General features: G+C 62.4%; 13 protein-coding genes. 6 read left to right on the top strand and 7 right to left on the bottom strand.

Translation table 11 applies throughout. The features are described from left to right. Positions 1-997 precede the first annotated feature (997 nt). Entirely contained in the window at positions 998-2113 is a 1116-nt protein-coding gene (locus FIV35_RS28485) for a Gfo/Idh/MocA family protein (RefSeq protein WP_034138366.1), read from the bottom strand. Between the two features lie 308 nt (positions 2114-2421). Between FIV35_RS28485 and FIV35_RS28480 the strand changes: the two genes are divergently transcribed. Beyond that, complete coding sequence (locus FIV35_RS28480; RefSeq protein ID WP_034138365.1) at positions 2422-3462, top strand: WD40/YVTN/BNR-like repeat-containing protein; 1041 nt, start codon at positions 2422-2424, stop codon at positions 3460-3462. A gap of 15 nt (positions 3463-3477) precedes the next feature. Next, complete coding sequence (locus tag FIV35_RS28475) at positions 3478-5853, top strand: efflux RND transporter permease subunit (protein ID WP_034113911.1); 2376 nt, start codon at positions 3478-3480, stop codon at positions 5851-5853. Positions 5854-5872: 19 nt separating this feature from the next. Here the strand turns inward: FIV35_RS28475 and FIV35_RS28470 are convergent, their stop codons facing one another. Together FIV35_RS28470 and FIV35_RS28465 are read right to left on the bottom strand one after the other, a co-directional pair. Next, positions 5873-10747 (bottom strand): dermonecrotic toxin domain-containing protein, encoded by a 4875-nt coding sequence (locus FIV35_RS28470; RefSeq protein WP_034138364.1) that lies wholly within the window; start codon positions 10745-10747, stop codon positions 5873-5875. Between the two features lie 40 nt (positions 10748-10787). After that, positions 10788-15476, bottom strand: a complete 4689-nt coding sequence (locus FIV35_RS28465; RefSeq protein ID WP_052198964.1) for a dermonecrotic toxin domain-containing protein — start codon at positions 15474-15476, stop codon at positions 10788-10790. A 149-nt stretch (positions 15477-15625) separates the two neighbouring features. Between FIV35_RS28465 and FIV35_RS28460 the strand changes: the two genes are divergently transcribed. From FIV35_RS28460 to FIV35_RS30140, 4 genes are all read left to right on the top strand, one after another. Further along, a complete protein-coding gene (locus FIV35_RS28460) occupies positions 15626-15916 on the top strand; it encodes a DUF5629 family protein (protein WP_034138363.1) in 291 nt (96 codons plus the stop codon). Beyond that, complete coding sequence (locus FIV35_RS28455) at positions 15903-17078, top strand: lactonase family protein (RefSeq protein ID WP_034138362.1); 1176 nt, start codon at positions 15903-15905, stop codon at positions 17076-17078. The genes FIV35_RS28460 and FIV35_RS28455 overlap by 14 nt, the downstream gene beginning before the upstream one ends. A 156-nt stretch (positions 17079-17234) precedes the next feature. Further along, positions 17235-17414 carry a hypothetical protein gene (locus FIV35_RS28450; RefSeq protein ID WP_034138361.1) on the top strand — a complete coding sequence of 60 codons (180 nt, stop codon included), beginning with the start codon at positions 17235-17237 and terminating at the stop codon, positions 17412-17414. 160 nt (positions 17415-17574) lie between these two features. After that, complete coding sequence (locus tag FIV35_RS30140) at positions 17575-17700, top strand: hypothetical protein (RefSeq protein WP_256203866.1); 126 nt, start codon at positions 17575-17577, stop codon at positions 17698-17700. 14 nt (positions 17701-17714) lie between these two features. On the opposite strand, the gene FIV35_RS28445 is transcribed toward FIV35_RS30140, so the two are convergent. From FIV35_RS28445 to FIV35_RS29745, 4 genes are all read right to left on the bottom strand, one after another. Beyond that, positions 17715-18308, bottom strand: coding sequence for a glutathione S-transferase (locus FIV35_RS28445; protein WP_034138360.1), 594 nt, complete (start codon positions 18306-18308; stop codon positions 17715-17717). Next, positions 18305-21943: an AAA family ATPase gene (locus FIV35_RS28440; RefSeq protein WP_034138359.1), complete on the bottom strand. Its 3639-nt coding sequence runs from the start codon at positions 21941-21943 to the stop codon at positions 18305-18307. The genes FIV35_RS28445 and FIV35_RS28440 overlap by 4 nt, the downstream gene beginning before the upstream one ends. Next, positions 21940-23181 carry an exonuclease SbcCD subunit D C-terminal domain-containing protein gene (locus FIV35_RS28435; protein ID WP_034138358.1) on the bottom strand — a complete coding sequence of 414 codons (1242 nt, stop codon included), beginning with the start codon at positions 23179-23181 and terminating at the stop codon, positions 21940-21942. Before FIV35_RS28435 ends, FIV35_RS28440 begins: the two co-directional genes overlap by 4 nt. A gap of 589 nt (positions 23182-23770) precedes the next feature. Continuing rightward, positions 23771-26583 (bottom strand): Ig-like domain-containing protein (locus FIV35_RS29745; RefSeq protein WP_170245426.1); only part of this gene is annotated, 2813 nt, incomplete at its 5' end.

The following is a 26583-nucleotide window of genomic DNA, read 5'->3' as shown; positions in this document are numbered from 1 at the left end:
GGGTCCGGGTGGCGAAAACGTAAGAAATACTCGTCGAATTGATTGTTTTTTGATCATTTGGCGAGTTTAAAAGTTGCGCTAGGTGGTATGCCGGGGAAATACATGGCTACTTCAGACCATCCCTAAAGGTGGGAGGGGGCTTGCCCCCGATGGCGGAGTGTCAGCCGGTGTGTTTTTTTACTGATGCACCGCTATCGGGGGCAAACCCCCTCGCACCTTTGATAGCCATTCCAGGCGATATGGTTTCAGCTGACACGCCGAGGTGCCTGGGTGTGGGGCCGCTTCGCGACCCAGCGCAGGGCAAGCCTGCTCGCTGATGTAAATGTATGCAGCTGATCTAAAGGTGGGAGGGGGCTTGCCCCCGATGGTGGAGTCAGCCTGTGTATTTTTTAGCTGATGCACCGCTATCGGGGGCAAGCCCCCTCCCACCTTTGATAGCCATTCCAGGCGATGTGGTTTCAGCTGACTCTCCGAGGTGCCTGGGTGTGGGGCCGCTTCGCGGCCCAGCGCAGGGCAAGCCTGCTCGCTGATGTAAATGTATGCAGCTGATCTATAGGTGGGAGGGGGCTTACCCCCGATGGCGGAGTGTCAGCCTGTTGCTTTTTTTGCTGATGCACCGCTATCGGGGGCAAGCCCCCTCCCACCTTTGATAGCCATTCCAGGCGATGTGGTTTCAGCTGACTCTCCGAGGTGCCTGGGTGTGGGGCCGCTTCGCGGCCCAGCGCAGGGCAAGCCTGCTCGCTGATGTAAATGTATGCAGCTGATCTATAGGTGGGAGGGGGCTTACCCCCGATGGCGGAGTGTCAGCCTGTTGCTTTTTTTGCTGATGCACCGCTATCGGGGGCAAGCCCCCTCCCACCTTTGATAGCCATTCCAGGCGATGTGGTTTCAGCTGACTCTCCGAGGTGCCTGGGTGTGGGGCCACTTCGCAGCCCAGCGCAGGGCAAGCCGGCTCACCACAGAATTATTTGTCAGCCTTTAGGATTTGCGTGGAGTGTCAGACCGCGCTCACGTTGACCCAGCGTTCCTCGCGGGCCGCCAGGCGAATCGCTGTCGCCAGCCGCTCCACGGCCCACGCCGCTTCAAAGTCAGTGCCGTCCGCGCCCTGGCCGGCCACCGCCATGATCAGCTCCTGCACTTCCAGGGTTTTCAATTCGTTGTAGCCCAGTTGATGCCCCGCCGCCGGGCTGAAGGCCGCGTAACCGGGCAGGGCGGGGCCGGCCAGCAGGCGCTGGAAACCGTCCTGGCCGACGCGGTACAGGCGCAGTTCATTCAAACGCTCCTGATCGAACGCCAATGTGCCCTGTGTGCCGCTGATCTCAAAACTCAGGTGGTTCTTATAACCGTGTTTGAGCCAACTGCTGCTCACTGTGCCGCGCGCGCCATTGGCGAAGCGCAACAGGGCATGCACCTGATCGTCCACCGCGATGGCCTTGCGTTCGGCGCTGCCGCTGACCGCAGGGCGCTGGCCGTGGACGGTCTGGGTGTCGGCGCACACGCTGACGACGTCGCCCACCAGATAACGCGCCATCGACAACAAGTGGCTGCCCAGGTCCGCCAGGGCGCCGCCGGCATGTTCGACTTCGCAGCGCCATGACCACGGCGACTGCGGGTCGGCCATAAAGTCTTCGCTGAATTCCCCCTGGAAACTGATGATCTCGCCCAGCTCGCCGTTGGCAATCATCTGCCGCGCCAGGCCGATCATGGGGTTGTGCTGATAGTTGTAACCGACCCGCGTCACCACCCCGGCAGTGCTCGCCGCCCGGCGCATGGCGTCGGCCTGTTCAAGGCTGACAGCCAGGGGTTTTTCGCAGTACACCGCCTTACCGGCGGCAATCGCTGCCATAGCCATGGGGTAATGCAGGTGGTTGGGGGTGGTGATGGCCACCACGTCGACGGCGGGATCGTCGATCAGCGCCTGCCAATCGCCGTGGGCCTGGGCAAAACCCCAGGCGCGCGCGCAGCGCTGGGCGCGTTCGGTGTCGGCATCGGCCAGGGCGGCGAGCTTGAGGTGCACCGGCAATTCGAATACCGCCCGGGTGTTATTGAACGCCAGGGCGTGGGCACGGCCCATAAAGCCTGTGCCGATCAGGCCGATTCCGAGTTCGCGCATAGCCTTTGTTCCTTTGGATTATTGTTGTGAGGAAGGCTATTAATGGAATAAAAATTCCCGAAATTCAATAGATAGAATAAAAATTCAGCATGCCCGCCATAATCAGCCTGACGAATGCGGCTATATTCACCGCATGGCCAAACGCCGCCAGTTAACAAAACATAACGTAGCACCGATTGTCAGACGATTCGAAAGCCCGATAGGATGGCGCCAGCTTCCTCCAGGCGCTCTAGATTGCAGGTTTCAGAGCCCGGGATGGCAAGACCTAACAATAATAAATGGGAGAAAGGTCTATGAGTGAGCCTGTCATGGGTTGGGTTGTCTGCCGCCCACGCGCCGCACGCAGAGTTGCGTTGCTGGCCACAGCGCTCTCGCTGTTTGGCGCCGTTGCATGGCCGACTGCGGTCCAGGCCGCCAGCGATACCCCCGCCGCCGCGGTGTTTGCGATTGAATCCCCCAAGGCCGCCAAAGGCCTGATGATCGACGTGGTCCACGCCGGCAAACGCCTGGTGGCGGTCGGTGATCGCGGGCATATCCTCTATTCCGATGACCAGGGCGCCACCTGGACCCAGGCCAAAGTCCCCACCCGGCAATTGCTCACCGCCGTGTTTTTCGTCGATGACAAACACGGCTGGGCCGTCGGCCACGATGCGCAGATCCTCGCCAGCAGCGACGGCGGCGCCACGTGGACCCAGCAGTATCAAGACCTCAAGCGCGAAGCGCCGTTGCTCGACGTTTGGTTCAAGGACGCTAGCCACGGCTTGGCCGTCGGCGCCTACGGTGCGTTGCTGGAAACCAACGACGGCGGCAACACCTGGGAAGATGTCAGCGACCGCCTCGACAACGAAGACCAGTTTCACCTCAACGCCATCGCCGCCATCAAGGACGCCGGGCTGTTTATCGTCGGCGAGCAGGGCAGCATGTTCCGTTCCAGCGACGACGGCCAGACCTGGGAAAAACTCGAAGGCCCCTACGAGGGTTCGCTATTTGGTGTGATCGGCACCGCCCAGCCGCAAACGCTGCTGGCCTATGGCTTGCGCGGCAATCTTTACCGCTCCACGGATTTCGGCAGCACCTGGGAACAGGTCGAACTCAAGGCCGCGCGCGGTGCCCTGGAGTTCGGTTTATCGGGCGCCACTTTGCTCGAAGATGGCTCGTTGGTGGTGGTGGGCAACGGTGGCAGCGTGGTGGTCAGCCACGACGACGGTCAGACCTTCAGCGTTTTCAACCGTCCGGACCGCATTTCCCTCTCGGCGGTGACCGCGGCCGGCAATGGCAACCTGATTCTGGCCGGGCAGGGCGGTGTGCGCGTCGCCCAGCCAACCGGCGCTGAACTCGAAAAACAATAAGAAGGCAGAGAAAGCATGAGCAGTCATCACAACGATAAAGCGACCTTTCTTGAGCGCCTGATTTTTAACAATCGCCCGGCGGTGATCGTGATCTGCCTGTTGGTGAGTGCGTTCCTGTTCTGGCAAGCGACGTTGATTCGCCCGTCCACCAGCTTCGAAAAAATGATCCCCCTCAAGCACCCCTTCATCGAAAAGATGATGGAGCACCGCAACGACCTGGCCAACCTGGGCAACACGGTGCGTATCTCGGTGGAAGCCAAGGACGGTGACATTTTCACTAAGGAGTACATGGAGACTCTGCGGCAGATCAACGACGAGGTGTTCTATATCTCCGGCGTCGACCGCTCGGGTCTCAAGTCGCTGTGGAGCCCCAGCGTACGCTGGACCGAAGTGACCGAAGAAGGCTTCGCCGGTGGTGAGGTGATCCCGCAGAGCTACAACGGCTCGCCGCAAAGCCTCGATCAACTGCGCAACAACGTGCTCAAGTCCGGACAAGTCGGGCGTCTGGTGTCCAACGATTTCAAATCGAGCATCGTCGATATCCCGTTGTTGGAGTCGTACCCGGACCCGCAGGACCAGGGCAAATTGCTCGCCCTGGACTACCGCAAGTTCTCCCACGAACTCGAAGACAAGATCCGCGACAAGTTCGAAGCGCAGAACCCTAACGTCAAGATCCATATCGTCGGCTTTGCCAAGAAGGTCGGCGACCTGATCGACGGCCTGGTGATGGTGGTGATGTTCTTCGGCGTCGCGTTCGTCATCACCCTGGTGCTATTGCTGTGGTTCACCAATTGCCTGCGCAGCACCATCGCGGTGTTGAGCACCACCCTGGTGGCGGTGATCTGGCAACTGGGGCTGATGCACTTTTTCGGCTTCGGGTTGGACCCGTATTCGATGCTGGTGCCGTTCCTGATCTTCGCTATCGGTATTTCCCACGGCGTGCAGAAGATCAACGGTATCGCCCTGCAATCCAGCGAGGCCGATAACGCGCTGACCGCGGCGCGCCGCACGTTCCGGCAGTTGTTCCTGCCGGGCATGATCGCGATCCTCGCCGACGCAGTGGGCTTCATCACCCTGCTGATCATCGACATCGGTGTGATCCGCGAACTGGCCATCGGCGCGTCCATCGGCGTGGCGGTGATCGTGTTCACCAACCTGATCCTGCTGCCGGTGGCGATCTCCTATGTCGGCATCAGCCGGCGCGCCATTGCCAAGAGCAAGAAAGACGCAAACCGCGAACATCCGTTCTGGCGCCTGCTGTCGAACTTTGCCAGCCCGAAAGTTGCACCGATCTCCATCGCCCTGGCGTTGGTCGCCTTCGGCGGCGGCCTCTGGTATAGCCAGAACCTCAAGATCGGCGACCTGGATCAAGGCGCGCCGGAGCTGCGCCCGGATTCGCGCTACAACAAAGACAACAACTTCATCATCAGCAACTACTCCACCAGCTCCGACGTGCTGGTGGTGATGGTCAAGACCAAGGCCGAAGGCTGTTCGCGTTATGAAGCCATGGCGCCTATCGACCAATTGATGTGGAAGATGCAGAACACCGAGGGCGTGCAGTCGGCGATCTCGCTGGTGACCGTGTCCAAGCAGATGATCAAGGGCATGAACGAGGGCAACCTGAAATGGGAAACCCTGTCGCGCAACCCCGATGTGCTGAACAACTCCATCGCCCGCGCCGACGGCCTGTACAACAACAATTGCTCCCTGGCGCCGGTGCTGGTGTTCCTCAACGACCACAAGGCCGAGACCCTCGACCGCGCAGTGCATGCGGTGCAGGAATTCGCCAAAGAAAACAACAAGGACGGCCTGGAATTTATCCTGGCCGCCGGTAACGCGGGGATCGAGGCGGCGACCAACGAGGTGATCAAGGAGTCGGAGCTGACCATCCTGATCCTGGTGTACCTGTGCGTGGCCACCATGTGCATGATCACCTTCCGTTCCTGGGCCGCGACCCTGTGCATCGTGCTGCCGCTGGTGCTGACGTCGGTGTTGGGCAACGCGCTGATGGCGTTTATGGGCATCGGCGTCAAAGTGGCGACCTTGCCGGTGGTCGCCCTGGGCGTGGGGATCGGCGTGGACTACGGCATCTACATCTACAGCCGCCTGGAAAGCTTCCTGCGTGCGGGGTTGCCGTTGCAGGAAGCCTATTACCAGACCCTCAAATCCACCGGTAAAGCCGTGCTGTTCACCGGCCTGTGCCTGGCGATCGGCGTGTGCACCTGGATCTTCTCGGCCATCAAGTTCCAGGCCGACATGGGCCTGATGCTCACCTTTATGCTGCTGTGGAATATGTTCGGTGCGCTGTGGCTGCTGCCGGCCCTGGCACGCTTCCTGATCAAGCCGGAGAAACTGGCCGGCCAGAAGGGCAACTCACTGTTCGCCCACTGACCGGTGCGCGGCCCGTGCTTCAGGCACGGGTCGCCGCGGGCGGTGCGATGGCCAGGAACAAGCGGTCGAGCGGCGGGGTGATGCGCACATACAAAATGCTGCGCAGCGGCACCGCCCCCGGCTCGCTGTGTTCAAGCAAGCGCGCTTGCACCGGAGCCTTCAACAAGTCTTTTTGCGTGTACTTGCGCTGTTCGGGCAGTTTCAGGTGCGCACGGGTGTATTCGGCTGCCGGTGCGGTGGCGCTGGCGTAGTGAAAGTGCGCGTACCACAACACTTGCGGCGGTTTCTGGGCCTTGTCGTACACCGCGTACTCCGTGAAAAAATCCCCGCTCAAGGTGGGCCGCTGCGGGTCGGCCAGGCTGGTCAAGTTGATATCGATCTGTTGGTGGCGCCATAGGTAATCGATGCCGTCCAGGCTCGGCCATTGTTTTTTATACGCCGCGCTGCAGCGTTGCTCCGCTGTACGGCGCATATCCCGTGCATGGTTGCGAAACTCCTCGGCCAGGTCCATGGCGCTGGTTTGGTTGGCATGCTCCCCAGCCAGCGCGTCGGCCACCCCATCGAGTTGGCGCGCCTGGGTGTCGAGCCAATGGTCCCAGTCCGCCGGGTCGATGGATTGTCGGGTGCGTGGGTCGTCGAGCTTGAGCTGCTGGGCGTCGATGGTGCGCTCAATCGCCGCGCGTTGACGGATCAGCCCACGGCCTTCTTCGCGCAGGGTGGCGAAGGACGGCTTGGGTGGGGTGATTACAGCGGGCGCCTCAGGGGTTTCAAGCACCTGCGCCCAGCCGTCGGGCGTGGCTTCGAAGGTGCTGATGGGGCTGCCGGTAAAGCTGTCGGTGATGGTCAGCTGTTCCTGCTGCCGAGTGCCGCGCGTCACCTCGCCGACCCGGTAGCGACGCTTGCGGGTTTTGAACACACGGCTTGTGGCGGGCTTGCTGCGCAGGGTTTTCGCCAGCGACACGCTCACGGCCAGGGCTTCCTGGGCGCGAACGACGTTTTCCAGCTCGGTCCGGGCCAGGGTCTGCGCATGATCCAGACGCTGGACAAACCGCTCGACGATGCTGGCGTTCAAGCGCGCGGGGTTGATGGCCTTCAGCGCCTGTACGCCGTTGGCGTAGCTGCGGTAGCTGTCCAGCAGGCTTTCATACAGGTTGCGTTGATCGTCCAGGGCGAAGCCTTCGCTGCTGCGCACGCTGATGTGCGACTGCACGGCCTGGTGGATATCGAGGCGGTCCAGGCGCTCCACATACAGGGCCTCCTGGGGCGGCAAGTGTTCACCCGTATCGACGATGACCACGCTCGCCAGCGACGACAGCGCACGCAGGCGCATGTTCTCACCGAAGAAATTCTGCGGCTCGATGATCAGTGCCAGCAGCTTCTGACGGATTGCGCGCCCGGCGGCGGAGTCTTGCTCCAAACGTTCCAGAGTGTCCTCCAGCGCGGTGGCGGTGGTGGCCAGCCGTTCAAGCGCATCGGCCATGTCGATGCTGCGGGCGACGTGTTCGTAATAGGCGTTCAGGTTACCGAAGGCGCGCTCGACCATCATGCGCCGTTCGACCTGGGCCATGGGTTCGCCGCGGTCGGAAAACAGCAAGGCATTGGCCCAGTTGCGCTGGTAGTGATGCAGGGAAAACTGCTGGTTCCACAGGGTTTCTAGCACTTTGGCGCGGTCTTGCACATGCACGCCGGCACCGCCCACCTGTTCCAACTGTTGCCCGACGCTCACCAGTTCTTGGCGTAGGTGGACGCTCTCGTCCAGTCGTTCGCTCAGGCGCTCCAGCAGAATCTCGAACTGCGCGCGCAGCGTGCTGTGGCGTTGCACCTCCAGCCCATGGCGTTGCCGCAGCGCGGGTTTTTGCTGCTCGCTGGCTTTGTCCAGCAGGTTCCAGGTCAGCTTCAGCACACGGCTCTGGTCGGCCAGGCGTTTGTCGGCGTCGGCCAGGCTGTCCAGCGCCTGCTCCAATGGGCGCATCAGCGGTGGGATATCGGCGCTCAAGGTTTGCAGGCGTTCCACCAGCGCCTCTTTGCGGCGTCGGCTTTCCTCGCGCAACGCCGCGATGCGCTTGGGCCCGCCCCCTTCGAGTTTGAGCCCGCGATCCAGGCGCCAGTGGCCCTGACCGTCGGTCTTGAGCTTGATACCGGGGTGCTCGGGCTTCTCGGGATGGATGATGTACACCTCGCCAAAGCCCGGCACCACCGACACTTCAAACAGCAGCCCGCCGACCGAGGCGTGCCAGCGTCCGTCGATGTTGAGCAAGCCCTTAAGCGCGCCACTGTCCATGGCTTTCGGGGTGGGTTGCGGCCAAGGTTTGTGCACGCTCAGCAGTTTGTCCAACAGACGCCCGGCGGCGCTGTCGCTGGCCAGGGAGCGGTCGAAGTCCAGCAGGGTGCGCCCACCGCCGGGCGGCTCGGCAGGCAGGCCCACCGTGCCGCGGCGAATATCCGCCTGGCGCATGCGCAGCGGTTGGCTCAGGGGCCGACGCAGGGGCAGGCGGGCCTGTGTTTGTGCGTGCCGCGTCGCCTCAATCGGCGTATCGCCCGCCTGGGCCTGGTGCATCAGCACCATGGCGATGTTGAGCAATAGATCGACCCAGGCCAATTCCCGCGCCACCGGATCGGCGCTTTGCAGGTTCGGCAGGTCTTGCCTGAGGCCCTGCATCATTTGCAGCATCCAGCCCACCACGGCCAATGGTCCCCGGGCTACCACCAGCAGGGTGTTGAAGCCCAGTTGCACGCCTTCGAGCAGCAGAGCCCAGCGGCTTTCGCTGTTGGAGGTGGACTCGCGCTCGGCCAGTTCCACCAATTGCCGGGCTTCGGCGCCGAACAGGTATTCCAGCAGCCGATTATTGTTGAGGAACAGGCGCATTTCATCCGCGCTCTCGTCGTCGGCCTCGGCCAGGGTCGCCGGGCTCGGACGGCTGGGCAATACGTCGAACTCCGAACCCTGGTAGAAACGGATGATATGGGGCTCCAGAAAGCCGCCATTGCTGTAGATCGCCCGCGCGCTGTCGGGCAGCCAGGTCAGCACGCTGTCTTGCAGCGGGCCGGGGCGCGTGATGGCGCTCAGTAACTGTGCGCGGCTGGGGAACTCCAACAGCGCCGGCTGATAGGCCGGGCGGTAGAGCAGGTGCGGACCTTCCTGGCCGTTGCGCGCTTCGATGATGAACATGTTGGGCACCGTGTCGGCCTGGGCGTCGGCTTTCCGTTTGAAGGCCAGCGGGCGCATGATGATTTCGGTGCCTTGCACCCAACGCTGCGCACGGCTTGCGCCCAGCACCGCGCACACATAGCGCACGCCGCGCCGGGTCAGCCCGGCCTCACCCTTGATCAAGGCTTCCAGGGCTTGCAGTTTGAGCCGCACCGGATGCTGCTGGATAAACAACTGCTGACGTCGCTGCGCCTGCGCATTGGGCGCCAGCAATTGTTCGCGCAGGTAAGCGGGGTAGGTGTGGCCGATGTCCACCTGTTGCACCAGGCGCATCAGGTAGTCCGGCGTCAGCCAGGCTTCGATGGGCCGCCCGGAGCGGTGATGCAGGGTAACGCTGCCGCTGGGTTTGCCGCAGAGGTTTTTCAGCGCCAGGTCCACCAGGCTCAGGGTCACCGGTTGCACATAGCCGCTTTGCAGAGTGCCGACGGACACCGCAAAGGTCAGTTGCAGGTCTTCAGCGCGATAGGCCAGCGCGGACTCATCGGTGCAGCGGTCCTGGCGCTTGAGCGCCGCATTGCGCGCCTGGCACAGTTGCGGGTTCAGGCGGCGGGCGGCAAAGCGGCGGATATCGTCGATGCCGTCCAGGTAGCCCGCAGCGTCGTTGAGGCGACGCAGGCTGGCCTGCTCCAGCAGGCATTGGCGATAGCTGAAGCGCTCGCTGACGGAGGCGTTTTTCAGCCAGGCGGGCAGTGCGCTGTCAACGGCATCGAGGGGCTGCGCCGGCGTGGTTGGCGCGCTGATAAAGCCAGGTGCCAGGTCGGTGAGGGCAGCCACTTGGCTTTCCAAATCGGCCAACGTGCTATGGGCGGGCAGGCGCAACGCCGCCAGATCGTCCAATTGCCGGTTGAGCAGCAGCGCGGCTTGTAGCTCGAAGATGTCGCCGTCGGGCTCGTACTGGCGCCAGGTGATCCGGTCGGCGAGGTAGCGCGCCTCCAGGCGCTCGCCCCACGCCTGCCCGAAGGCTTGCAAACTGGCGAAGGCTTCCACGGTGCCGGGCAGGCTATACAGCCAGACGCGTTCGCCGCTGACGATCAACAGCTCGCTGCATTGCAGGGTAAGCCGGGTCTGGTCGCGTACCAACAGGGCTTCCAGGGTGTAGGCATACACCCTGTTGTCCGGGGCGGTTTGCTCGCGGCGCGCTTCGCGTGCCGGGTAGCGCGCCAGGGCGGTGAGGGCCTGGAGTTGCTCGCGGTCGCTGGTCGATTGGCTGATCGCACACTGGCGAAACAGGCTGTGCAGCACTTCGCCAAGCCATTGCCAGTGGCTGATGCCGGCGCTGTCAACCTCGTCCCAGAAGCTGCTTAGCGCGGTTTGCAATGTCGCCGGCAGCAGGGTTGGCAGCTCGCGGATGATGCGTTGCAGGTCGTTCAGAGGGACGGCGGGTTCGGTCAAGCGGTTGCCGCTGGCATCGCTCAGGTAGGCGTCGAGTCCGGCGCGGGTGGCGAGGTCGGGCAGGGTGCCGTTGGCCAGGTAGGTCAGGGCCACTTGCAGCACAGAGGGCAAGGCGCGGCCGCCACCGTCGCGTGGGTGGGCCAGGTATAGCTCGGACAGTGGCCGGGTCAGGGGCGGGCTGAGTTCTTTGAGGCTGTCGCTCAGTCGCTGCGCGGTGGCCGAGCGCAGGGTCGGCCGCGCCTGGAAGCGCGCCTGTACGGCGTGCGCGAGGATCAGGTGATCGGGGCTGGGCATGGGGGGAGTCCTTTCTTGATGCTTGATGGGAGGGCGATGCTTACGGCGCCAGCGGCAGAAACCAACGCTCGGCCAGGGCCTTGCCGATCAAGCCGCGGTGTACGTTCACCACCGCCTGAGGGTTTTGCGTTTTGGCCAGCAGCGAGTAGTAGCTTTGCTTCTGCTGGGCTTTGGTTTTCAGGTGCGCGACGCTGTAGTCGGCCTTGGGCGTGTCGTGTTTGGGGTAATGAAAGTGCGCGTACCACAGCGGTGCGCCATTGAGGTCGGTGACGGCGTATTCCTGGATAAAATCGCGCCGCTCGCCGCTCAGTGGCACACGCTCGCTGTAGCGCGCGATGGCCACTTGTTTCTGCGCGAGCAGGTATTCCAGGTTGCCGTGGGTGGGGGGCAATTCCAGGCTCAATTGCAGGCGCAAGGCATCGCCCTGGCGGGTCAGGCGCATGCCGGCCTCGCGCAGCTGGCTGGCCAGCGCCAGGTCGGCGGCCAGGCGTTCGGCCAGGGGCAGGGCCTGGATCGTGCGGTCTAGTTCGGTGGCCAACCTGTCGTAGCGCGTACCCTCGTAATGCAGGATTTCCTGCACTTCCTCAGGATGACGACAGACGCTGCGGTAGCGCTGCGCACGTTGCAGGTGGGCGTCGAGCATGGCCAGCAATTTGCGGGCTTCACCCTTGACCAGGCTCAAGCCACGGGAGGGGGCGGGCGGCGGCGGTGCGAGGGGTTCTTTGAACTCGACCCATTCATCGCCGTCCTGGGAGTACAGGCTCAGCAATTGGTTGCTCTCTTCCGAACGCACCTCCACCACTTCAATCGGCAGGCTGCTGCCGGCTGGCTTCAAGTCGCCGATCAGGGTGCCTTTGCGCCGCGTGCGGATGACTTTTTTCTGCGGTTTGCCCGGCGCCGTCGGCTGGCGCTTCGGCGTACGCACGGGGCTGGGATCGCTTGGCTGAATGGCGTTGGCCAGTTGCAGGTTGACGTCCTGATACAGCTCCTCGATCAGCGTGAACAGGGGCGCCGAATAGCTTTGCTCCAGGCCTTCCACATCGACGATGTTCAGACCTTGCAGGGCGTCCAGGGCGCGTCCGTAGTGTTCCACCAGGCTCTCCAGCACGCTGATGCGCTCACTGGCGGGCAGCTCCAGGGCATTGAGTTCGCTGTGGGTTCGCACCTGCTCGACCAGCGGTGCTATGAGGGTGTCGAGCCTGTCGAGCCGCACCGAGTCGGACCCTCGCGTCGCCAGCCAGCGCAGGGTGCGAATCTGCAAGGCCTGGATCGCCAGCACACTGATTTCGTCGGGGCGGTCCTGGGTCAGGCGGGTAAAGGCGTCTAGGCCCAGGCCGCCCAGTTCGTGCAGTTGGGCGAGGTAACGGTCCTTGACCTTCAGCCACTGGATCGAGCGCTCGTTGATCGCCAGCAGGTCCTTGATAAATTGCTCGTGGCCGGCGCGGTTGGCCAGCACCGCCTGTTTCAACGCCGCGCCCAGGCGCGTGAACGGTGCATTGGCCGTGTACAGCGCTTGGCGATCAGTTTCGGCGATGACCACCAGTTTGCGCCCGTTGTTGACCAGGTTTTCCATCAGGGCTGCGACGGTTTGCGTCGACAGCGGGATACTCAGCTCCCGTCGTTCCTGCACGCTGTCGAGAATCTGTTGGTATGCCTGGGTCTGGGTCAGCAGCGCGTTTTCAAATTGCCGACGTTTTTCGGCGCGCTGTGCCGGTGTGAAGCGCGGGTCGTCCTGGGTCTTCTCCATGACGGCCTGGGCCACGTCCACGCGCTTTTGCTGTTGGGTTTGCTGGCCCAGAAAGTGGCGGTACTCGCTGCTCAAGGTCTCGACGCGCTTGGCATTGAGCTGACGCCGTGCGGCGATGCGGTTGGACGGCATACCGCCGCGCAGACGCAGGCGCGTATCCACGCTCCAGTTCCCCTGTCGATCATTGCGCAAGGGCGGGCCACGGCGGTCGCTGTCGACGGGGTCGACGATCAGTACGTCGCCAGTATTCGCTTCCATCCATACCCGGTACCACTGACCGTCCAATTGGGCGTACCACTGGTTGTCGATGCGGTACAAGCCTTTGTGCGGCCCGCTCGCCACCGGTTCGGGCACATCGGGCGGCGGCGTGGTGCTGTAACTGTTCAGGCGTGCGCGCTGACTGGCGGTCAGGCGCCAGTGGGATTGAGCGAAACTGAAGTCCAATAGCGCTTTGTCGGTGCCCGGCAATACACCGGGCAACCCGACGCTGCCTTGATGGATACGCGGCGCGGGCGGGGCCGGCCATCGCTCGGCGAGCTGGCGCGGCAATGCCAGGGGCGGGCGCCGGCTCCGTGCTGGGGCAGTGGCGCCAGCGGGCAACGGCGGGCCTTCGAACAACGACAGGCCCAGGTTCAGCAACAGGTCGACACTGGCCAACTCCCGCGTTTGCGCATCCATGGCGTTCAGGCCCTGAATGTCTTGTTTAAGGCTGTTGTAGAGATTGCCCAGCCAGGTGGTGAGCAACAGCGGGCCGCGTAACAACGGGTACAGCACCCCACCGAACAACAAACCGCCACCTTCGAGCAGCAGTTTCCAGCGGCTTTCGTGGTTGGACACCGATTCGCGGGCCGCCTGGGCGACCAACGCGCGGGCGTTGCTGCTGTACAGGTACTGCATCAGACGACCGGTGATCAGGCATTGATGCAGTTCATCGTTCAGCCCGTCCTCCGACAGGGTGGCCTGCCCAGGCGTGCGAAGGGGGCTGAATTCATCGCCCTGGCCAAAACGCAGGTAATGGGGCTGACGAAAACCGCCGTTGGCATACACCGGGCGCGCGCTATCGCTCATCCACAGCAATACGCTGTTCTGCACCTCACCCGGGCTGGCGATGGCCTCCAACAGCGCTGCGCGGCTGGGGAATTCCAGCAAGGCTTGGGCGTAAAGCGGGCGATAGAGGATATGGGGACCACTGGCAATGTCCTGGGCTTCGATCAGGTACATGTTGGTCACCACGTCGGGGCTGGCCGCCGGATGGCGCAACAGTGCCAGGTGGCGAATGACCACGCCCTGCTGATCGGCCACCGTCAGGGCCATGAGCGCGGCCACACGCCGGGCGCCGTCGCGGGTCATGCCATTGGCGCCGCGCAGGCTTTGCTCCAGGGCCAGCAGCGGCAGTTGCGCGGTGAGCTGGTCGGCGAACAGTGTTTCGCGTCGACGGGTTTCTTCACCGGGGCCCAGCAATTGGTCCTCCAGCAGTCGCGGGTAATGCAGGCCGATGTCGACGCGTTCGATCAGGCCGTTCGAGCCGGTGAGGTAGTCGGCGGTCAGCCAACCCGGGACTGTCAGGCCGGCGCGATGGGCGATGCGCATCTCGCCGCTGGGGCGTGCGCTCAGGTTATTGATCGCCAGGTTGGTGAGGCTCATGCGTTCGTGCTGGGTGATGCCGACGGTGCCGGGGTAACCGGCGGAAATGGCAAAGGTCAGTTCCAGTTGGTCGGGGTCCAGTGCCGCCACGTCGGCCTGTGCCACGCCTTCAAGGCGCACCGCGTCGGCTTGCAGCTCGCGCAGCAGGCTGGCGACGGTGAAGGCGTGAATATCCGGGATGCCACTCAGAAAGGTGCGGCCGCCGCCACGCCGCTTGGCACTGGCCAGGGCCAGGCTGTAGCGGCGGTAGGCGGCCTGGGCGCTGCTGTCGGCGTCCTTGAGGCCGGCGGGCAAATGGGTGCGTAGCGTGGCCAACAGATTCGTGGGCACGCTGGGCGCGTCGAGAAAGTACGCCGTCGGGTCGACAAGCCCGCGGCAGTGCGCCTGTAGCGCGGCGAACCCGCCGTTGGCCGGCAGTCGCAGTGCGCCCAGGTGTTCCAACTGTTGATTGAGGATGAGCGCGGCTTGATGGTCGAATATATCGCCGTCCGGTTCGTAGCGTTGGATCAGCACTTCGTCGAGGTGATAACCGGACGCCATGCGTTGGCCCCAGGCCTGGGTCAACGCATCCATGGACGGGAACGCTTCGATAGTGCCGCCGGGGCTGCACAACAATACCGTTGCAGCGCCATTGGTGGGGCGGGTCAGCACCAGGTGTGGGTCGAGCACCGTGACACTCCGCTCGGCGCTGCGCAGGGTGGTTTCCAGGCAATAGGCCAATACCGCCTGGGCGCCGTGGCGGCTCATGCGTTGCTCACGGTCCGGGGTGGCGGTCAGTTGGTCGAGGGTTTGTCGGGCCGGTTCCGCCAGGTCGGTCCGGCGCAGGGCGGCGATATGCAGGGTGTCCTGGAGCATGCGGGCCATCCAGCGCCATTGGCCGTTGCCGGTGTGGTCGCGCCAGTAATCGTTCAGCGCGTTCTGCAAACCCACGGGAACCGTGTCCGCCAGTTCTTTGATCAGCCCCTCGATGACCTGCATGTCCAGCCGCGATTTGCCGTCTTGCGGCAGTGTCAGCCGACGCGGCGGGCTGGTGGTGAGGTAGAAACTCAGGTTGCCGATGTCGCTGAAATCCAGGTTGGCGGTGCCGCCCAGGTAGTCCTGCACCACAGAGAGCAGCGGGCGAAACACCCACTGCTTGCCGTTGGGCGTGGCCAGGCGCGTCGCTGAGATGTCGAGGCCCAGGGCAGGGTAGCGCTGGGCAATGGCATCGCTGAGCAGTTGGCTGACCACGTGGGCCACGTCCGGCAGCCCGGCAAAGTGAGCGGCGACCGCCTGCGCTGCGGTGTTGGTCACCCCCGGCAGCAGGGGGGCGGGGTGGACGGGGGTTGAGTCGGGCATTGGCATTCCATCGCGTTATGAGAAGGTGCCGAGCATGACAAAGCCGTCGCGCAGACCAGGCATAACCGGTTACCGCAAGCGCACAAAGCGCGCCAGGCGAGGGTGGATTGGCCTATCATCAGCGCCTTTCTTCCTGATGACTGATCCCGATGACTGCTACCGGCCTGCCCGCTGAACTTAACAACGCTGACATGCTCGAAATCGATGGCTTGCATGCCTTTGATTTCACTTCCGACGACAAAGGCCTGCGCATTACCTGCATGGACGGCCGCGCCGAAAAGCGCTGGTCGTTCAGCCTGACGCAGGTGCAGGCGGCAAACTTTGACGACGCCTTGAAAAGCTGGACCCTCACCGGTGATTCGGGCGAACACCGCCTGGTGTGCATGAACGCCTTCACCGGCAACAATAATGACGAGGAAGACGAGCATGATGATGCGTAAATTCTGGCCGCTGCTGATGGCCGGCAGTGTCGGTGCCATGTCGGCGCAGGCCGCGCCGACAGACACCTATGAACTGTTGGTGGGCAGCTACACCGCCGGCTCCAGCGAAGGCATTTACCGCCTGCAATTCGACAGCCGCACCGGGCAGTTCCAGGGCAAACCTGTGCTGGCGGCCAAGGCCGCCAACCCGTCGTGGCTGACGGTGTCCAAGGACCAGAAGCAGCTGTTTGTGGTCAATGAAAATGGCCCCGGCCAGAAGGATGCGGTGGGGCGCGTGAGCAGCTACGCCATCGACCCGAAAAATCACCAGCTCACACTGATCAACCAAGTGCAGAGCCTGGGCAACGAGCCGACCCACTCCAGCGTCGCCGCAGACGGTCGTCACCTGTTCGTCGCCAACTATTCGGTACTGGAAGACCCGGGCGGCAGCCTGGCGATCCTGCCGGTGGACGCCACTGGCAAGTTATCGGCACCGGTGCAGTTGAGCGGGCACCCGGCCAGTCGGGTCAACCCGCAGCGCCAGGCCTCCAACCATGTGCACGCGGTGGTGTCGTCGCCGGACGGGAAGTACGTGTTCGCCAATGACCTGGGGGCGGACAAGATTTTTGTCTACCGCTACGACCCCAAGGCCAACCATGAACTGCCCCTGACCCCGGCCGACCCGGCCTCGGTGCCCTTGCCGCCGGGCAGCGGTCCGCGCCATTTGCTGTTCAGCGCCGATGGCAAGCACGCCTGGCTGACCACCGAGATGAGCGCTCAGGTCGCGGTGTTCGATTACGCCGACGGCAAACTCACGCAAACCCAACTGGTCGACTTCGCCGCCGGGCAACCAGTGTCCGACAAGGCCGGCGCGGCGCTGCATGCGTCCAGTGACGGCAAGTTCTTGTACGTAAGCAACCGCGGCACCGCCAACCAGATCATCGTGTTTGGCGTGGACCCGGCCACCGCGCACCTCACCGAGCTGCAACGCCGCAGCGTGGAAGGTGACCATCCGCGCGAATTCAGCCTGGACCCGAGCGGTAAGTTCCTGCTGATCGCCAACCAGAAAAGCAATGAAATCGTGGTGGTCGAGCGCGACGCCAAGACCGGCCTGCTGGGTAAAACCGTGCAAAAATTGCCGATCGATGCCCCTAGCGACCTCAAATTCCTGGTGCGTCAATAAGCCACAGGCCCCGTACGCCGGGGCCTGAGCTTTTGTATTAATTGCATTAATAGCGGCTACTGTTTCAAAGCATTTCTAAGGTTCAACCCTCGGGCGTAAGTTGGGTTCCAAGGCCTTCACCGGCCACTCAACCAACCGCACACAAGGGTTACCGACATGAATTTGAACCTGTTCTCCATCATCGCCGCTTCCGCTGTTTCCGCCACCGTAGCCTTGCCGGCGGCTGCCAGCGTGGAAGTCACCGGTCGCAAGTCCAGCACCAGTGCCTACACTCAGAAATACCTGCAACAAAGCGCCAACTTCTACGCCGCGCTGGATCACAAAACTCAACACTGAGCCCTGCACAGCAGCAGACGCCAAACCACTGGAACGTCAATCGGCGTTCGAGTGGTTTGGCGTTTTTGCCTGGGGTGAAAAAAGTCGCTGTAATATCACATTGCCATGTGTTTAAATTTGACGCTCAATTTTTGACGCGTCTATTCCTGGAAACGACAGCATGGCCCTTCGACTCGCTGCAGCAATCCTGTTTCTGTATTCCGCCCCGATCCTGTCCTCCGTGCAGCCCCTGGAAGGCGAGCCGGAAGTGGCTCATGAGCGATTGTTGAATTTGGCCCAGGGCTAACGCGCTGGCACACCTTACGCCTTGGCCATCACGCCGATAAACAAGGGCGATTGCAGGAACTCATCCAGCCATTGCTGCAAGCGCGGGTAGGGCGCACGGACAAACCAATCGCGGTCTACGTGGGCGAACTGACGCACGAACGGCGCCAGCGCCATGTCCGCCAGGCTGAGGTGCTCGGCCAGTAAGTAGGCGCGCTCAGCCAGCAAACCTTCCAGAGTGTGCAAGAACACTGCGCCTTCGGCCCGGTAGTGTTCCATCGGGTATTCCGGGTAGCGTTCGGCGTATTTGTAGCGATTCAAACTATTCTTGAACCCGCCGTCATTCTCGGCAATCAGCGCCAGCACCGCCGGGTCGCCGCCCAGCAACCAATCGTCGGGATCGTGCTGGGCCAGGGCCCACTGCATGATCGCCAGGCTTTCGTCGATCACCTGGCCGTCCACACTCAACACCGGCACCGTGCCCTTGGGCGAGAGTGTCAGCATCTCTTGCGGCTTGGCCTTCAGGCTCACCTCGACGATGCGCACCGCCACGCCGCTGTAGCGCAACGCCAGCCGCGCGCGCATGGCGTAGGGGCAGCGGCGGAACGAGTACAGCAACGCTTCGCTCATTTGACCTCCAACGTGCTCAGGCCATTGCCCTGACGCTTGACCTGGATCTGCACCGGGATGCGTTCATGCATTTCCTGGACGTGGGAAATCACGGCGACTTTGCGCCCCTGGGCCTGCAAACCGTCCAGTGCGTCCATGGCCAATTGCAGGGATTCGGGGTCGAGGCTGCCGAAGCCTTCGTCGATAAACAACGACTCAATCTTCAAGGTACTGGACGCCATCGACGCCAGCCCCAGGGCCAGGGCCAGCGACACCAGAAAGGTCTCGCCGCCGGACAGCGAATGCACCGAGCGCAGTTCATCGCTCATTTCGGTGTCGAGCACCAACAGACCGAGCATGCTGCCGCCGCGCTTGAGGCGGTAGCGCCGCACCAGCTGGCGCAGTTGCACGTTGGCGTGGTGCACCAGCAGATCCAGGTTGTAGGCCTGGGCGATCTTGCGGAAGGTGTCGCCGGTGGCCGAACCGATCAGGGCATTCAGCCGGGCCCAGCGTTGCCATTCTTCATAGGCCTTGGCGATCTGCTCGGCCAGCACGTTGTTGGCCTGCTGGCGACGTTGGTCTTCGGCCTGGCGCGCGCGCAGTTCGGCGCACTGTTTCTCCGCATCGGCCAGTTGCTGGCTGAGCGCGGCGAGGTGGTTGTCCAACTGTTCGGCGTCGAGGTTGCCATTGTGCAGGGCCTGGTGTTCAGCCAAGCGTTGTTCGCGCTCTTGCAGCAAGACCTTGGCTTGCTCCACGGCTTTTTCGCTGGTTTGCAGGCGCTGACGCAGTGCGCTGACATGCGTGTCATCCATGCCCAGCAAGCGAGTGAGACCGGCATCGTCCAGTTCCGGGTGCGATGCACGCCATTGGCTCAGGCGCGCATCGAGCGCCTGTTGTTCGGTGTGCAGCGCCTGTTGGCGTGCCTGCCACGCCTTAAGGTCGGCGGCCAGTTGGATCAAGGTGGTGCGGGTGTCTTGGAGTTGCTGGTTGGCGTCGCTCTCGCTCTGACGCGCCTGCGCCACCGCTTGCTCCAGCTGCTGCTGCCAGTGTTCCGCGCTGGTATGAGGGCCCAACAGCTCGGCGAGGGCTTGCGCGGCGGCCTGTTGCTGGCGGGTCAGTTCGGCCACTTGCTGGCTCAGCGACTCCAATTGCGCCTGACGATGCTGTTGATGGGTCTGTTCTTTTTCGATGACCTGCTGACGTTCCTGCTGTTCTTCGCGTTCATCCCGTTGATGGCCCAACTGTTCCAGGCGCTGGCTGACCTGTTGATCGAGCTGCATAAAGGTCGCGGCCGGATCGTTGCGCAGGCCGTCCAGGGTGTCGGCGGGCACCAGGCTGGCGAATGCGTTGAGTTCCTGTTCCAGGCGCTCGCGGTCATTGGCCAGTTCGCGCTGCTGGTCGAGCCATTGCTGACGGGCTTGTTGGCTCGCGTCCTGGGCCGCTTGCAGTTGCTGCTGCAGGCGCCCGGCGTTCTGTTGCAGGTTGAGCAGGGCGCTCTGGCGCTGCTCGTCCTGGCTGATGCTCTGGCCGAGCTGAGCCAGTTGGGTTGCCAGCCAGGGGCTGCGTTGGGGGCCATCCTGATTGAACAGCGCGGCGCTCAGCGGGTGGGCGTCCAGGCTTGGCTTCAGCGCCAGTTGTTGCGCGGCTAACTGCTCCTGCTGGTGCAGAAATTCCTTTTGCTGGGCGATCAAACCGCCCACTTCGCCCCGCAGCTCGGTGAGTTTCTCCTTGAGTGCATCCACCGCCTGTTGCGCCGTGGCTTGCTCGTTGTCGTCATGCCGGCCAAGGCTGTGCAGCAACGCTTCGGGTTGGTGATAGGGGTGCTCGTGACTACCGCACACCGGACACGGCTGGCCGTCCTGCAAGTGTGCGCGCAACTCTTCAACGCTGGCGCTGCGGGCCAGGCGCTGACGTTCCAGCAGCTGCTGGGTCACCGTCAGCGTCTGCTCGGCCACGCTCAGATCGGCCTTGGCTTGCAGGCCGGCCTGGTTCAGTAGTTCGCGTCGCTGTTGGGCGTCGGCGAGTTTCTGGGTGAGGGTGGCGGCCTGCTGATCCAGCTGCTGCTGACTGTCCCACAGCCGCGTCAGGTCTTCGACGGCTCGTTGCTGCTTGCGATTGTCCTGCAACAGGCTGGCGAGCAGTTGGATCTGCTCGGCCACCGCCTGGGGCTCCGCGCCGGCTTCCTGGTACAGCAGGGCCAAGGCGTCGCGCTGACCGGTAAAGGCTTCGGCGGTGGTGTTGGCGCGGTGTTCCAGTTGTGCCAGTTCGGCCTGGCCTTTGTTCAGGCGATTGCCGATCAGCATCAAGTGTTGCAGACGGTCGCGGTAAGCGGTCCAGGCATCGGTCAGGGGCGCCAGCGCGGCGCTGCGCTCAAGGTCGTCGGCCATGCGTTGCAGGCGCTCGGCAACTTCGGCCTGTTTGGCCTGCAACGCGCTGAGGCGCGCTTGGCCTTCGCTGCTGGCGGCGGCCTGTTGCTGCTGGTCGGCGCTGTGCTTGGCCAGGTCTTTAGTCAAATGGGCGAGGCTGTTTTGCCCGTCGAAGGCCTGGCGCAGCAAGGGTACGGCGTCGCTCTGGGCTTGCAGCGCGGCCTCCAATGCGGCGTGGGCACTGGCTTGCTGCTGTTGGGCCTGGTCCTGACGCGTCAGCAACTGGGCCTGCTGCGCGATGTGCTGCTGAATCTGCGCGGCCAGCGGGGTGAGCTCCGCGGCCAGCTCGGTCTGGCGGGCGAAGTGATGACGTTGCGGCGCCAGTTGCTCCAAGCGACTGAGGTCTTCGCGCTGCGCGCCCAGGCTGTCCCAGTCGGCCTGGGCCCGTTGCAGCTGTTGCGTGGCGTCGAGCTGGCGCTCCTGCCATTCGCGCAGTTCCTTGAGCCAGGTGTGCTGCGCTTCCAGTTGCTTGAGCTGGGCTTGCTGCACCTTGAGCTGCTGCTGAGCCTCGGCCAGTTGCCGGTCCAGTTCGGCGCGGTCTTCGGCGCTCAGCGGCACCACGCCCACGGCCTGGTCTTGCAGTTGTTTGTGCGCGTCCCTGGCCTCCTTGGCCTTGTCGAAGGCGCGGCGGCCGAGCTGGGTGTATAGCGCCGTGTCAGTGAGTTTTTCCAGCAGTTCGCTGCGCTCGTTGTCGTTGGCCTTGAGGAACGCGCTGAACTCGCTCTGCGCCAGCAACACGGCGCGGGTGAACTGTTCGAAATTCAAGCCCAGGGCTAGTTCCAACTGGGTTTTGTATTCGGTTTTCTGGCTGGCCAGCAGTTGCTCGCTGTCCAGATCGATCAGGCTTTGCCGGCTGTTCTGCAACTTGCCGCTGGCCTTGTCGCGGGCGCGATTGGCCTCCCAGCGCGCCCGATAGCGGCGGCCGCTGACGCCAACAAAATCCACCTCGGCATAGCCGCCGCCGGTACCGCGCCGGAGTAAGGTGCGCGGGTCACCGATGGAAATATCGCTGTCGGCATCCGGCATCTTCGCCTGGCCGGTGTCGCCCAGGCGCGGCACTGCGCCAAACAGTGCCAGGCATAGCGCATCGAGCAAGGTGCTCTTGCCGGCGCCGGTCGGCCCGGTGATTGCGAACAACCCGGCACTGGCCAGGGGCTCGGCGGTGAAGTCGATCTCGAACGGCCCGGCCAGGGACGCGAGGTTTTTCAGGCGAATGGCGAGGATTTTCATGGCTGCTCCTCCTGCTGTTGCACTTCCTGGAGCAACATGGCGAAGTCCTTCAAGGTCTGTTCATCCACTTCATTGCCATAGCTGTCCTGCCAGGCGCGGCTGAACAACTCCTGGGGCGTCAGTTGGTCGAGTTCGATCAGGCGCTCGTCGTCACTTTCATTGCCACTGCGGATACCGGCGTATTCGGCGGCAATGCGCACCAGACGCACGGCCTTGCCGTGCAGGGCGCTTTCGATCTGTTGGCGCAGGTCCGGCTGCGGCTCGTCGAGGCGCACGCGCACTTCGAGCCAGGGGTGGCGCTGGGTTTCGGCCAGCAGATCGATGTCGGGCAAATCGGCGAGTTGCTTGAGGATATCCGCCAGCGGTGCGGCGTCCAGGCGTTGCAGCTCCACAGAGCGGGGGATCAGAATCGGTTCTACGCCCACCAGGCATTGGCCCTGGAAGGTCACATCGAGAATCTGGTGTTTGTAGCCGATCTCGGAAAACGACAACGGAATCGGCGAGCCGCTGTAGCGAATACGCTCTTCGCCATTGACCTTTTGCGGCTTGTGCAAATGGCCCAGGGCAACATAGCCGACACTGTTGTCGAACAGGCTGGCGGGCAGCGCCTCGGCATTGCCGATGATCAGGCTACGCTCGGAGTCCTCCGACACCGAACCGCCGGCCATATGCGCATGGCTGATGGCGATCAGCGCCTGGCCTTTTTTGCGTTTGGCATTGGCGGCGGCGATCAGCTTCTCATGCACCTGGCCGATGCCGCGCAGGTAGTCGTCGCCCAACTGGGCACCGGTTACCTCCGCCGGGCGCAGAAACGGCAACGCCAGGCACCACGCGGCAATCTTGCCTTTGGCGTTCGGCAGCGGAATCAGCAGGCGTTCGGCATCCAGTTGCCCGTCATCGAGCCACAACACGCGGCCAAGGGCATGGGTGCGCAAGCGCCGCATCAACGGCGCCGGCAGCTCGATGCGCGAGCCGGAATCGTGGTTGCCGGCGATCATCACAATGGTCAGGTCGGGGTTTTGTTCATGGGCGCTGATAATGAAGTCATACAGCCGCTCCTGGGCCTTGAGGGGCGGGTTGACCGTATCGAAGATATCGCCGGCGATCAGCAGCGCATCGGGATGCTGAGTGCCGATCTGGCGCAGCAGCCACTCAAGGAAACAGGCATGTTCGAAGTCGCGTTCCTGGCCATGGAGGTTTTGGCCAAGGTGCCAGTCGGAGGTGTGGAACAGACGCAAGGCGAACTCCGTGGGGTAGAGAGAAAGGAGGGGAGTTTACCTGTATTGCCAACCCGTTGCTCCAAACCAGGCAGATCCACTGTGGGAGAAGCCTCCTCTCTCCCACAGGGTCATTTGTGATGACACACCTCTCTATAAGGTGGGCTAGTGATTACTCGAATGACTCCACATATATCTCATTACGTCGTTGATCATCGATTTCATATTCACTAACGAAGGACTGATATTGTGTTGTTACTGTGATTGTTGTGCAAGGAGAATCAAACTCCCATCCGAGTGGGGTGGGTAACTGTCAGAATTTACAGTGGCGACGAATGGCAGCCGTTGTCGTCCCGTTAATGTGATTCAACGACTTCACACTTTCCCTTACTTTTTTTCGCGCTGCGGGTGGGGAGGCACCGGTGGTGTATCAGGTGCAGTAAATGTGGGGGGCTTGCTTCCTCCCGCGTGAAACCAGTCGTGTGCAGGCATGTGACTGTCGTCAAGGCTTATTGGAAAGTAACTTTAGATCATTCGTCCCCCATAATTTTCACTTTTGTCTTTGCATGTTAAAAACGGGACAGGGAATTCTGTCCCGTCCTAGTACAGGTCATATAGCTCGTAAACAAACTGACGGACGTGGATCGAAAGTATTGGCAGTGCCAACTGTCCAGTTTATAGGGGCGGCAAAAGAATGAAGAACTTCTGCGAGCAGCACAGTTCCCTGATATCTTGAAATGCCAGTAAAATAGGCCTCGCTATGAGGCGAGCCATATTGTTGGCCGATTAGCGGTCCTATTTGTTCTGCGTATATGTAAGCTCCCCCTACTGAAGCGATCCAAGACCGGCATTGTTCCATTGTTAGCAGTGACGTGTTATGTAGTATTTGATAACTAATAACTTGATTGTTGACTGAATAACTTGCTGTTTGGGCTGGATTTGAAGAATCTCGAACAGTAATGGTCGTCGTGCCTCTCCGCACGGCTACAACTCGTCCATTACTTGCCCCGACTGTCGCAACACTGGGAGCGGAGGATGAGTAAGTATAAGGCGGCGTGCCACCTTGCGCTGTGCGAGTTTGACTAATCTCGTATGCTAGTTTTGGCCACCCCAGCGACGCGGCAGCTAAGTACAGTGTTCCGGTAAGTGACATCTGGTTTGTGTTAATCGTGAGAGGAGCCACTGTAGCTCTGATTGTATAAGTTGTGCCTGGGAAACTTACTGCCTTCGTCTGATCTGTACTTCCATCAAACGTCACCGCACAACTAATCGTGATCTCCTGATTATTCGGCAACGCCGCCAACCAGGTGCGCAGCACCGTCTTATTCGCCAGGCCATTGTTGGCTTCCAGTGAGTTAATGTCATACGCGCTTAAGACCTCCAGAGGCGTGACGCCCGGAGCGCTGCAGGTGATCCATACCCGTTGCCCCGTGATACTCAACCGCCACTTGGCCAGGGCCGCGGTGGCGTTGCCGGTAAAGGTGTTGAGGTCCAGCGTGTCGCCATTGGCCTTAGCGTTGATCAATACCCGTGGCAGGTCCGATTCGCGGATCGTTTGCACCGTCAGCCGTTGTTCGAAGGAGTCCACCGGGCTGCCATTGATCATGGCGATATACATCAACTCGACGGTTTTACCCACGCTGGCGGCGAGGATCTGCTGGCTGATGGCAAAGTCCACACGACCGCCGGCCAAACCATTCTTAGCCGGGATATCGGCCTCGGAGCCATCGGGGAACAACCACTTCAACCGGATTACGTGTTCGCCGTTCATGCCGTCGTATTTCACCGTGACCGACGCGGTGTTTTCATAGTCCAGCGGGTAGATGGTCAGGGTCGCGCCCGGCCGGTTGTCAAATGCCGGGGCGGGCAAGGTGGAAGGCAGCGCCTGCACCGTGTGTTCGCGCACACCGAACAGCACGGCCGAGTTTATGTCGTAGCTTTCGGACAAGGTGACCCAGAACTCGATGGTCAGCCGTGAGCCATCCTTGAGCAGGCGCAGTTTGTCCACCGGGGTCGGAGGGAAAATGCCGTGGATGACGCCGTTCGGGGTCACCAGGTTGGCGGTGTAGGTGTGCTCTTTATAAATGCTGCCGTCGGCGAAAGTCCCTGTGTAGGTCATCCACATCAGTTGGTTGGGGGCGATGAAACTCCACACCGGAATACGCGTACGGGCGGCATCGTTGAGTTCTGCCAGCACCAACAGCACCTTGTCGCCCACCCCGTCGATGGTCGGCGTGGGCAGCCCGGTCAGGGGCAGCAGTTCCAGGTCCAGCACATCGGACTCATAGGGGAAGCTGCCGCGCGTGAAGTGGTACTGCACGCTGATGCGATTGCCGCCCTCGCGGATGCCTTTGGCGATGACCTCGGACGGTATGGGCACCATCACTTCGTGGGTGCTGGGGTTGCCGTGTGCACTCACGGCCCCGCTGCCAGTACCGTCGGCGCTGATCCAGTCCACACGAATATGATCGGTTGCCAGCATCGGCCGGAACTTCACCAGCACCGTGGCGCCTGACAGGGCCGCCAGGGGGTCGAGGCGATCGGGGAATTTCTGTGCTTCTTCGACTTCTGGCCGCTCCAACTGAACGCCGACGCCAACCGTCAGGTTCAGGGCTTCCGAACGCAATACCACCCGGGGCGGGCCTTGGCGTTCCAGGCTGTAGCTGATGCGTAAACTGCCGTTGTTGTTTTTGTCGAGAATGTCGCGGGTGACCGGATAGGGCAGTTCCCGGCCTGCGGTGGCGGCATTGATGTCCAGGGTACCGTTGGCGGAGCCGCCCAGGCCCGAGCCGATGCAAGACCAATGGAGCTTGTCGCCGGGCTGGGTACCGAGGTAAGTGAACGTGACCAGTACATCGCTGCCTGTAACGTCAGCGGGGTTGACGTTGTTGCCCACGGCACCTTGCAGACGGGGCGCGGGCATGTCGGCCACGCGCTCGCCGATTTGGGCGCCCAGCATCAGGGAGCGCCGAGTCGTCAGGGCATTGCCGCCCAGAATATGAACGACACCGTCGTTGGTTTCGTAATAGATATCAATGTGACCCAGCCCATTGAACTGTTCCAGCTCGGCGGCGTGCACTGTGTAGGTGCCCCCCTGAGCGCCTGCCAGTTGATCTTGACGGTAGACAAGGGCATTGCCGCCCCCCGACGGTACGTGGGTGATGAACAGTGATTCCAGCCAGCCGGGGTCATGGGGTTCGTAAAACGGCAGGGTGACCGTGATGTCTTCACCTGCCGGAATCAACCCCAGCTCGATAGGGCTGACATCGGGGGCCGGCATCAAGACCTTGGTGCCGACCACGGTGATGGTAGTGCTGCCCGATTGCCCCAGCGACACGCCGGCGGCGGTTTGCCACTCGAACGATACCCGAAATGAGCCGCCAACCCATTGAGCGATGATGCTGGCATCCACCGGAACAAAGG

Source organism: Pseudomonas rhodesiae, assembly GCF_007858255.1.
GTDB classification, from domain to species: Bacteria; Pseudomonadota; Gammaproteobacteria; order Pseudomonadales; family Pseudomonadaceae; genus Aquipseudomonas; species Aquipseudomonas rhodesiae.
The sequence above is the reverse complement of the archived record's forward strand: the minus strand, read 5'-3'. Positions and strand labels throughout refer to the sequence as shown.